Here is a 12,379-nt window from a genome sequence, read left to right on the forward strand (position 1 = left end):
AATTGTTATCTTCAAGTATAACGGGGTCTATGAATAGAAAAAACCCCGGATAGGGTCACTTTTTTTAAAGTGTCCACTATTCGGGGTTCAGTTCACAACAAGAGGGTAACTTAGGGGTTTCCATAGTTGTTTGGCGATTGGATCGTCTGGATCGAAACATGCAAGACTTGATTGATCTTGTTAACAACTTGAATGATCAAAGCATCGGGTTTCACAGTAGTCAAGAGAATCTAACTATGGATAGTAGAAACGCTACCTGCCAACTGATGTTTCATCTCTTTGCGGCATTTGCAGAGTTTGAACGAAATCTTATTCAAGAACGTTCTGCTGCAGGACGAGTGGCGGCTAAATCGCGGGGGCGACTAGGCGGTCGTCCAGAGAAATATGGAGAGAAAGATGTTGAAATGATGAAAGCTCTTATTGATGGAGGAACCCCAATCAAAGATGTGGCTGAAAGATGGGGAGTATCTCGAACAACATTTTATCGATATTGGAACGTAAGTGATTTGATTACATACGAAACATGACAAACAAAGTGGAAAAACTTCGATAGATTAATTAAACACAACATCAAAAAATTCATAGGTTATAGTATACCTATATAATAGAAGAAACTCATTTCATGTATGGAGTTTCCCAACAATTTGGAATACCTTTTATAAAAAATTTTAGAGTCCAAATATATTATCAGATGAAAACTAGAAAATGGCTATTACCAGAGGGTAAAACTAACCCCTGGTAACAGCCAATTCATACATTTAAACCATAACTACCTTTTTTCTATCTACCGTTATATGAGTGTTAAAGAATGTTGTCAACTCGCTTACTAGCTCTTGGAAAACAGGGTGTTCATGATACATAAAATCGTTATGCTTTCCTTCAATTAAATAAAATTGCTTGGCCTCATTAGCAGCTTCATATAAAGCTGTTGATTCCGCTAGTGGATGCAGTAAGTTATCTTTTCCATGACCGATAAATAAAGGCACTGGTGAAATATCTGCTACAACCTTCTCAGCGTTAATATTCATAATTGAATCTGCAAATTGGATCTGCGTTTGTTTACCAAAAGGAGATAATGGAGCCAATTCCTTTTGAACATAGTCCTTTGTTGCTGGGTCCAGAGGGTAATGAATGAACGGATCAGCAAACTGCGATTGTCCTGTAACTACACGATGTATACGATCTTCCTCAACAGTTTTCACAATTTCCATCCACTCAACATAGCTGTGAATAGACTTTAACCAACGTTCTCAATCAAAAAAACCATTAAGTGCTGCTACTGCTTTTACTCGTTTGTCTTTCGCAGCAACTCGAACGACGTTTGAACCGCCCATTCCCCAGCCAAGTAAACCAACTTGATCAGGATTTACTTCTGATTGTGCTTGCAAGAAACTAACTGCATTGATAATGTCTTCGACTTGTTCATCTAAAATAACACGGCCCTTATCACCTTCACTTTTGGCAAAGCCGCGATAGTCAAAACCTAAACACACATAGCCTGCTTGCGTTAGGTTCCGTGCAAATAAACGAGGGTAAAATTCATTAAAACCTTGGTACCCTGAGTTTGGAATTATTGCCGGTCTCTTTTCCCCTGGTTGATAATCATCTGGCAAATAAATTGTTCCATCTAATTTATAACCTTTACTATAAAAACAGATTTTTTGGATTTTGCATATTAGTATAGTGCTGAACATCGATAAAATATTGTTATGGTTACCATAATATTTCATGATTTTACAATAAACTCGTAAAACCTTAAAGTTTTTAATATAAGATGCAGACGCAGGCGACATTTTATAAGTTAATAGGTTCAAGCAGTTAAGGGAATGGAGGGAAAAGGATTAGTTAGGTAAATTCAATCTAAATATGGAGGTATAAACATGATAAAAATCACCAAAAAATTCCTTGCATTGTCGACAGCTTTAATAATTACCATAAGTTCATTTGCTGCACCAGCTGGAAATTATGGTAAGGCTTATGCAAAGGACAATATTGAGACAAGCTATAACCGGGAAGCTAAAGAAGTAATAGAGAATAAAATAAGTGCAGAACTTAAAAAAGAGTTTGAAAATAAAGATCAAACTAGCTTTCTTGTTAAATATAAGGATCAGCTAGATACACCAAAGGTTGCTAATGAAGTTAAAGCTAAGAATAAGAAACTATCAAATGTAAAAAAAGAGTTAGTAGTTCGTTCATCAATCGTTTCTGAATTAAGAATTAAAGCAGATTCATCACAGAGAAATTTGAAGAAGTATATTAAAAAAGAAAAGATTAATGGAAATGTAAAGGATTATAATTCATTTTACATCGTAAATGGTATGGCAGTTACAGCAACAGAGGAAGTTATGAGAAACATAGCAGCTATGCCCGAGGTTGAAAGTATAATACCTAATAAAATTACAAAGTTATATGAGCCCCAAAAAACTACAGAATCTGTTGTTCCAGCGGCTACTAATGTAGAATGGAATCTTGAAAAAATTGGGGTGCCTGATGTTTGGGGCTTGGGAATAGATGGAACAGGGGTAGTTGTTGGAAGCATAGATTCAGGAGTTCAGTGGGATCACCCTGCATTAAAGACAAAATATAGAGGATATAACCCAGCTGATCCGGATAATCCAAATCATGAATTCAATTGGTTTGACACAACTGAAAAAAACGATTCAGTACCATACGATGATGTTGGTCATGGAACCCATACAGTCGGTACTATGGTTGGTTCAGAACCAAATGGAACAAATAAGATAGGTGTTGCGCCAGGAGCAAAGTGGATAGCTGTTAAGGCGTTTACAAAAGATGGCGGAGAAGATGCTGATTTAATAGAAGCTGGTGAATGGATGCTTGCTCCTAAAGATAGAAATGGAGTACCACATCCAGAAATGGCTCCTGATGTTGTTAATAACTCATGGGGAGGCGGTCCTGGAATAGATGATTGGTATAGTACTATTGTAATAAACTGGAGAGCGGCAAATATATTCCCAGAATTTTCAGCAGGAAATACAACCCCTTACAATCCTGGTGGACCAGGATCAGTTGCTAATCCTGCAAACTATCCAGAATCCTTTGCAACAGGGGCAACTGACATAAACAACAAGTTAGCCAACTTCTCATTAAGGGGGCCATCACCATATGGTGGAATAATTAAGCCAGATGTTTCAGCACCTGGAGTTAATATAAGATCCTCAATTCCAGGAGGTATATATGAGGGTGGATGGAATGGAACCTCAATGGCAGGGCCGCATACAGCAGGACTTGTAGCATTACTTCTTCAAGCCAATTCATCTTTAAAAGTTAATCAAATTGAACAAATAATAAAGGAAACAGCGACTCCTTGTACTGACTCTGAATATCCTAAAGCCCCTAACAATGGATATGGATATGGTGTTATAAATGCATTTAAGGCTGTAACATCAATTATGCAAGGAATTTCTGAGATTAAAGGCCAAGTAGCATACGATGGCGAGGATACAGTTCCACCAACATTTAACCATATACCTGTTACAGAGACATACGCAGGATTGGAACAAAAATTTAAAATAGATGTACAGGATAATGTAAGCGTTGATACAGTTGAGCTTCAATATAGAAATAATCCAGAAAATCAGTGGACAACAGCTGCAGCTGTGAAGATGAGCGGGGACCACAGGTCAGCAAGCTATGAAGCTGTAATTCCAGCTGATAGAGTAGTCGCAGGAAATCTATCTTACAAATGGAGAATAGTTGACTTTGGAGAGAATGAGGTTACAAGTGATATCTATACAATACTTGTTAAACCTTCAATTACAATAGGATACTTTAATGATTTTGAAACAGAAATGACAGGATGGGAAAGCCCCGGGTCGGCTCAATGGAAGTGGGGAAAACCAACAACAGGACCTAATGCAGCAGCCTCGGGAGAAAAGGTTTTAGCTACTAATCTTGAAGGAACGTATTCAGAAAATCAAGAAATGGTATCGATAATGCCTTCTACTGTCCTGCCGCAAGGAAGTGCTTATTTACAGTTTAAAAATTGGTATGATATAGATGAAACTGATAGGTCACTTGTTTTGGTTAAGCCTGACGGCGAAGAGAATTGGGATATAGTAGCAATGTATAATGGCACCACGACAAGAGGATATTCAAATGAGGAAATAGATCTAAGCCAATATGCAGGAAAGAAAATAAATATCGGATTTTACTTATCGACTAATGACTCCAATAATAAGCAGGGATGGTTTATAGATGATGTTGGATTAACAAACCAATCTGCAGGATTAGGTAACACATCAACAACTATAAGCAACAGCCCTAAAGAACAGTTTAGCTTAACAAACCAATCTGCAGCATTAGGTGGCACATCAGCTTTAAGCAACAGCCAAAAAGAACAAATAACAAATTCTGTGGAGACCATTGGAAGAATTCCATTATCGGCTACAGTATCTATTGTTGAAAATGGTCGTTCAACAAAAACAAATCCGGTAGACGGCTCATATAGTTTTCAGGTTGTAGCAGGAGAGTTTACATTAAGAGCTGAAACCTATGGATTCTATCCACAGGATAAGAAGGTTACAGTAGCAGCTGACCAAGTTCTTGGAGATGTAAACTTTACAATGGTTCCAATACCTAAGCGAACATTAACAGGTAAAATCATTAATGCCCAAACGGGAAATCCAGTGAAAGACGCTAAAATTTACCTAATTGAGGATGCAGCAGTAGCACCAGTTACAACTGATGCAGAGGGTAATTACTCAATAACTGCATATGAAGGTAAATATACAGTACAGGTTATAGCAGAGAACTATTTTGATGAGAGATTTACTATAGATATTACAAGTAATGAAAATTATATACATGATCTTCAACTAAAACCATTTATAAATTATTCAGAAGAGATAGGCTATGATGATGGAACACCAGAATATTCAGTGACTCAATTACAAGCAGGAGGAGGCTATGCAGTAAGAATGTCACTTCCAGAGGGACATTCCACAGCAATAGTAACCTCTGGATTATTTATGTTTGATCCTAATTGGCCAAGAAAAGGTCCAAGTACATTTAAGGTGGCAGTTTATGATGCAAGTGGAACGGATGGCGCCCCTGGAAAAATGATAGCAGGGCCATTTAATGCAATGACTTCTGGGGAGGCAGGAAAATGGACAGTTGTTGATTTAACCGCGCAGCAAATAGTTGTAACAGGCGATTATTATATGGTTTTAATACAGGATAAGTGGGGGCCTCAGGGTAATGCAATTTATTTGGATCAAAATTCAATAGTAGCACAAAGATCATGGCAGTTTCTAAACGGAGGCCCATTCACTCAAACAAATAAAGATTTTGGAAACATAATGATTAGATCAACAGTTAAGCTTGAAGCAATAGGTCCAGTTATAACCTCACCAGTAAACAACTTATATTCTAATAATGAAAACGTAACAATAAAAGGTATGGCAGCTCCTGGAATGGACGTTCATATATTTAGCGATGATGAAGATATAGCAAATGGGAAAGCAAATGATGATGGAAGCTTCTCAATTGATGCTGTACTTCAAGATGGGGTTAATATTCTAAAGGCAAAAACTATTACAGAAATCGGATGGACTCCTTATTCGGAGGAAAAAAAGGTTATAGTAGACTTGACAGCACCAGTTTTAGAAATTACAAGCCCACAAAATAACGCAAATATAAATAATCAGGTTATAACTATAACAGGAACAGCTAAAGATGATTATTTAGATTATGTTGAAGTTAACGGAACAAAGACAGACATAGATTCAAATGGAAATTGGACAGCAAAGATTATATCTAAGGATGGGGAAAATGTAATAAATGTTGTTGCTAGAGACAAGGCAGGAAATGAAACAGTTAAGAGTGTAACTGTAAATGTAAAATATTCAATAAAAGGTATTACTAATTTGAAACCAGATCAAGATTTAAAATTAAATTCTGGTGATGTAGTTAAGGTTGAATTTGATTCAGAATTAGGATTAAAGAAAGCAGCATTTAGAATTATTTCTCCTATAGGTAATGTAAATGAGCCTAAGGGTATACAAACAACAACTGGTTCTGCCATTGAAATGCCAATGATAGAGGAACTAGATGCAGATGGAAAAGGTACAGGTCATTATGTTGGACAATGGAGTGTTCCAAAGAACATTGTATTAAACGGTGGTCTGGTAGAGGTTAAAGTTGAGGACAATTATGGAAACGAAATGACCGCGATGACTAAAGGAAGATTGTATGTTAACGCAAAATTAAAAAAGCCAATAGTAAAACTAACAGCACCAACATTAGCAGCAGACAAAAAAGACAACAAAGTAGGAAAAGCAATCAACATAACCTTCAAAGACAATGCAAAATGGAGAAGTTCAATAACAAGCATAACAGTAAACGGAAAATCAATAAAAGGAAACTACAAAATAGTTAAAGGAAACATAGTAATAAACGGAAAAGTATTTACAAAGGCCCAATCCTACAAGATAGTAATAAAAGCAAAGGGTTACAAGGATGTACAAGTAACACAGGTTATTGCTAAAAAATAACTAAACTAAAAGGGTGCCAGCTCCTGAGAAAAGAGAAAAACTCTTTCTCAGGTAGCTGGCACCCTTTTGTTATTGACAAAAAAAGGAAATGATAACCTTACAACAAATGTCATAAGGTTGCCTCCATCGCATGTGTAAACAAGCTAACGGTTATGCATTATTACATGGAACCTCTATGGCAGCTCCTAAAGTAATTGCTTGGGGTGACTTCTCTTAGTTCAGCTACTTATTACTAAGTAGGTCCTTTCTAAGTTACTAAGGACCTCCCAGGGTGAGTTCATCCACTTTCCCCTCATATATCTGCCACATTTATCTCTATGCCATCTGGGGATATTTTGGACTTCGTTTTGTTCTGCAAACTCGTCTTGAAATAGAGACCTCAAATGCGATTTGTGTACCTCAGACTAAGATTTGTCTAGGGCTTCCTTCAGATTCCACGTCACCATGGACACCCTTGCCTTCGACTAATGGTTTACATATCCCAACGCCCATAACGTTCTTTCACCGTCTAGTTGATGAACATGCCTGGCAAACAGAAATAAGAGCAACTACAAATCAAGTAGTTGCTCTTTTTCTATGATTATTGTATTCCTAATGCTCTCTTTACAGTTTCTAATGTTTGTGATTTATATTTCTTTTTAGGAGTAGGAGCATAGTTGATTGTTGGATTTTGCATCAAGTAATTCTTTTCTACAAATGCAAGATCCTTCGCATCCACCTTTTCGTCAAAGTTAATATCTGCTTCACGTTTGTTTGTTCCCCAATATGTTTGGATATACAATGCATCCATTACATCGATTACATCATCTTTATTTACATCACCTGCAATAGCCGGATTTGGTCTTAGGAATAGATTTTGATATGTGACTTTTCCATCTTCATGGAAGCCAATTGTAAAATTTTTGTGTACTGTAAAATGGCCTGGAACATCAAGTGTAAGCTCATATTGATCATCAGTAAATGGTAAATTCGGCATTTTATATACTACTGAAATTCCAGCACCCGAAGGAATTACTCCATTGTATACCGTGCCGTTGGAATTTGTAGCTTTTATTTTAATGCCCATTTTTGAATAATCATATGATTGATTAGCTTGCTGATTTGGTGTTCCATAATAAATCGTAAATGCCTCAGCGCTATTGATACCACGAGCTAAAGAATACGTTGGTTCCATAAAATAAATTGCAGGATTACCGCTTAATGCTGTTTTTGCCGTATTATTTATATCTGTATACGTAACACTTGGTATATAAGCTGGCCACATTACAGGCTGTGCAGTATAAGTGTTACTCATAGTAAATCCTAAATCTACTAAAGAAAGATTTCCTGATAATGGAGTTGCTCCATCTTTTAATGTAACTGTTACAGTCGCTTCATATAAATTTGAACCTACACTGTAAACCTTTTCCTCAACATTTACATTGACTTTATCTGCCACACTTGGATGTGGTGTGACATTCATTGACGCAACATCAGTGTGATGATAAAACTTATAAACAACTTGTTTTACATTGCTTACTTTATTTAAAGTTAACGTCGCATGGGCTGTTTCTCCCATTTTTGCAGTTCGTTTTTCAGGTTGCATAAAACCGTAAGCAACATCGTCTCGAATAACAAAAATATCTCTACCTTCTTTAAATGTTTTATTTGATGCTGCGTCCATTGCATAGAATGAAGGCAACATTGCTCTTGTTGGGTTTGTTGGAATATTAACAGAGAATGTACCATCTGCATTGACAGGAACAGATACATCTCTTCCTCCAAGATTGTCTTTATAAAACACTCTCGTACTTCCTTGATTAAAATTCATGCCAAGTGATTTCATCTCTTCTGTTTCGTTATCATACACTGAACCAGTAATCGTCACTGTACTTTGACCATTTTTATACTCAACAACGTCAGGACTGTTAACCGTCATTTTTGGAGCCGTATTATCAAAATAGAAAGGTGCTTCTTGAGAAAATGTACGCCCCGCATCATTTGTTCCAATTATTTTTAGTTTATAGTATCCTGGTTTCGCTAGGTCTTGATCATAAGCGAATGGCTGCTCTTCATCACCTGTTGCTTTATAGTAAAAACCATTAAATATTTTAGAAACTCCATAAGTCACATTTTCACTCATGCCTAAACCATTCATCGTGCCAACGAATCCTAGCTCTTTGTTGGTTTTTCCATCGACAAGAATAACATCAAACGTACGCATATGAGATTTGATGCTAAAATATGCATTCGTATAAACTAATTGTCCAGGAAATGCAGAATCAAACACTTGCGTAAATGCTTGTGGACTCATTGTTACTGGGTTTATTCCTTCTTCGACTGTTTTAATGGCGAATGGTACTTGGTATGTTTCTTCTGAATTTTCATGATTTGTATAAGTAACATAACCTTCATACGTACCAAGTGCTGCTGATTTAGGAACTGTGATTGCAACAACCGATTTCTTTTTCGAATTCGCCGCTACTTTAATCGACTTATCTGTGACAATCATGACTCCATTCGCGTCTGCATCTAAAGAGCCTCTACGACCTGTTTGGTACGTAATATTTACATCATATATTTTTGCTTGATTGCTATTGTTATAGATAGTAAGTGAACGTTGATCACTTGTATTTGAACCAGATGGTGCAAACACGCCAAATGCAAGTGCACCTGTTAAATCTTTTACTGTTTTAAGATTACCTTTTTTATCTAGTGTTCCTTGTGTTTCGTCTACAACTTCGATTCTTGATTTTGAGTGGATCGCTTCGAACGGATCAACCTGTCCTGCGCCTACTTCATACACGCTATAATCTCCATTTAAAGGATCAGCTGTGTTCATTAATGTTTCTTTAATTTGAGCAGGCGTTAAATTTGGATTTGCTTGTAATAATAAAGCTGCAACCCCAGCTACATTAGGAGTAGCCATTGATGTTCCTGATAAATTATCATATGCATATTGAAAATTACCAACTTGATCTGCTCCATGCATATAAGATGGTACAGTCGAGAAGACTGATACACCAGGAGCAGTTACTTCTGGTTTAATATCATATGTCATACGAGCTGGACCCCGAGAACTAAAGCTTGCTAATTTACTACCTTGTACAGTTTCTTGTCCCATTTCGTCAAATGAGAATGTTGGATTTACTGATCCAAGATTATTCTGAATCACAGACCCTTTTTCTTTGGATACAGAGAATGTTGGAATCATCCCATAGCCTGCACCTAAATAAGACGGAATGAAGCCTTCTCCAACCACATTATTGGCAATAATTACTGCCTTAGCACCGTGTTTTTGTGCTTCTTTCACTTTATCAACAAGAGCTGTAATACCTCGATTTACTAATACGATTTTTCCATTTACATCTTTTCCATTATAATCATTTGGTGATCCTGAATTTGGAATTGAGACGATTGGTAGATTTTGTCCTTGTAATGTATCTACTTTATCATTAAAACCTTTACCTAATAATTTTAAATCCGCAGATACCTCTTCTATTCCATGCAAAGTTGCTTTTGAAGTAGCAATTTCTTGAGTCGTATCATTTGCTCCAACTGTAATTGCTAATGCAGATGCACCTGGTGCCCCAAGTGTGTACATTCCGTTTCCGGCATTACCTGCTGCAACTACTGCTGTAACACCTGAAAGAACAGCATTGTTAACTGCCAGACTTTCAATATTCTCTGGATCATTCGAATTACTACCAAGCGATAAATTGATAACATCCATTCCATCTGCTACAGATTTATCAATTCCGCCTAATACACTTTCAGTTGAACCAGAACCGTATTGTCCTAACACACGATAAACATAAAGGTCAGCATCTGGAGCTACACCTGTTACGGCGTAATCTGTATTATTTTCACCTTGTCCAGAAATGATTCCAGAAACATGAGTTCCATGCTCTGTATAGAAAGTTGAACCTGACGATGGATTTTTTTCTGCTAAACCTGATTTTTTCCAATCGTCGTATGTAGTCTCCATTGGATCTGCATCATTATCGACAAAATCCCAGCCTTTCACTGAGCTTGGACTAATTGTTTTCGGATCAACACCTTGTTGTGCACGATAACCTTTATATGCGTCCGTTAAATCAGGATGGTTGTAATCAATTCCTGTATCAATTACCCCTACCTTAATCCCTTTACCTGTAAATCCCTCGTCATGTAACTTATTGATTCCTGGAAATACCTCAGTTGCTACTTTTTTCGTATCTCCAGATGATTCCGTACTTGTGGGTGGCTCAACTTTAATGACATTATTAGGCCAAACAGCTTTAACAACTTTTGATTCTAATAATGATTTTACTTTATTTGCTGGCAGTTCGATTGATACACCATTTAGTGTGCTTTTAAATGTGCGTTTAATCTTAAACAATTTATTATTCTGTTTTAAATCAACTTTATATATTGTTTGTAAATCACTTTTAAACGTTTCTTGTGCGGAATTTGCTTTTTGTTCGGCATCTGAAAGTAATAAACTATTTCCATTTGCTGCTTCTTCAATGATTGCAACTTTTGCCGGCTTGTCCCTGAATTCTACAATTACTGATAGATTATCTGAACTCTCTAAATCTACTGAAGGTGATAACTGTAATCCCTCCTGACTACTTACTTGTAGTTTTTCTAATGCTTGACGTTGTTCTGGTGAAAGCTTCGCGAGTACTTGCTCAATTGATTCAGTTGATTTTGCTTGAACCGAATGAAATTGACTAGTTGGTATCGAACTAAATAACAGTCCGCTACTTAATGCGACAATCGCAGTCCCTTTGAAAATTCGTTTCATTTTTTCTCCTTCTCTCCCTGTTTACTTATTACTCTCTTATCATACAGAGGGTTGATGCCATTTTTGATTTTGCTAAAAAGCATCAATATCTAATTTGTTTTTAATCAAACTATTCAGACATACAAAAAAGCCCTCTTAAGGGGGCTTTTGATGAAATTATTCGTTTATTGACGATTTTTCAGCGCAACACTTCAAGAAATTCCGCCTCCAACTCTGGCGTTAAAAAGGTTCAATAATGCCAGATTCTTAGAAGACATTGTTTAAACTTTTCATGAATCCCACTGTTTTTTACGTTCTTCGCTACCTTGATGAATTCTATTAATCCTTCACTGTAACTTTATTACTTATTCATGCGCAGGTTAATTTAATAATGAAAAATTCCGCTTGCTTGCTTTCTTCTAAGTGCATTGAATAACCAACAAATTAAAGGAAAATAAACCGCTTTTTATTTTAAAAGTTGTTTGCTCATATGTTCTGTTTGGAATAACTTCACATACATTGCTTCATGTTCGACTGTGACGTATTCTCTATATTCCCAATAAATAAGAATGCATTGTTTACATCTCTCTCTATTTCCGATTTGATTTGCCGCATATGCTACATCCAACACTTCATACAGCCCTTCTGAAAATTGCTTGCTTGCAAAATGGTACAAAGCATAAGCATAACGGAAACGCAAGTACAATTGCTGCTGATGCGGATGAATACTCACAGCCAAGTCTTGGATAACATTTTGAAATCTATATATCAATCGCTCTACATCCTCTAATCGATGCAGATGGACATATGCCTCCAATACTCGCGGTAAGCCGGCAAACATATCGTCCCTGCCTTCTAACCAATTTAAGTATTCATCCACATATTCGAATTGACCGAAATCTAAAAAAACACAAAATCGATTCCCAATAGCTGCACCTGCATAATAATCATTGACTTGCTCATAACGATCTATAAGGGCTAATACTTCTTCTAAAGAGTTCCCTAGGCGTTGTAATGCAAGGCTCTGGTACACAAGGGCTCTTCCATAATGTTCCCCTTCTCTAGCTATTTTCTCTAGTTTTCGAGCATAATAGAGTGTTTTTTTCCATTCCTCTCG

At 36.7% G+C, this 12,379-nt stretch carries 5 protein-coding genes and 1 pseudogene; 2 read left to right on the plus strand and 4 right to left on the minus strand.

The features are described from left to right. Positions 1-113: 113 nt before the first annotated feature. Positions 114-527 (plus strand): annotated as a pseudogene (locus C8K15_RS19080) (recombinase family protein); the annotation flags it as partial. Between the two features lie 231 nt (positions 528-758). On the opposite strand, the gene C8K15_RS21020 reads toward C8K15_RS19080, so the two are convergent. Next, complete coding sequence (locus C8K15_RS21020; RefSeq protein WP_233260576.1) at positions 759-1,202, minus strand: alpha/beta hydrolase family protein; 444 nt, start codon at positions 1,200-1,202, stop codon at positions 759-761. A 48-nt stretch (positions 1,203-1,250) separates the two neighbouring features. Beyond that, on the minus strand, positions 1,251-1,793 hold the full coding sequence (locus tag C8K15_RS21025) for an alpha/beta hydrolase (protein ID WP_369973795.1): 543 nt from the start codon (positions 1,791-1,793) through the stop codon (positions 1,251-1,253). 87 nt (positions 1,794-1,880) lie between these two features. Here C8K15_RS21025 and C8K15_RS19090 point away from each other — a divergent pair, with 87 nt between their 5' ends. Beyond that, positions 1,881-6,515, plus strand: a complete 4,635-nt coding sequence (locus C8K15_RS19090) for a S8 family serine peptidase (RefSeq protein ID WP_108587997.1) — start codon at positions 1,881-1,883, stop codon at positions 6,513-6,515. 580 nt (positions 6,516-7,095) lie between these two features. Here the strand turns inward: C8K15_RS19090 and C8K15_RS21255 are convergent. Both C8K15_RS21255 and C8K15_RS19100 read right to left on the minus strand, forming a co-directional pair. Beyond that, on the minus strand, positions 7,096-11,283 hold the full coding sequence (locus C8K15_RS21255) for a S8 family serine peptidase (RefSeq protein ID WP_108587998.1): 4,188 nt from the start codon (positions 11,281-11,283) through the stop codon (positions 7,096-7,098). A gap of 445 nt (positions 11,284-11,728) precedes the next feature. Further along, positions 11,729-12,379: hypothetical protein (locus C8K15_RS19100; RefSeq protein WP_233260578.1), on the minus strand; the 651-nt coding region annotated here is incomplete at its 5' end.

Source organism: Paenisporosarcina sp. OV554 (genome assembly GCF_003058165.1).
In the GTDB taxonomy this organism is placed as follows: Bacteria; Bacillota; Bacilli; order Bacillales_A; family Planococcaceae; genus Paenisporosarcina.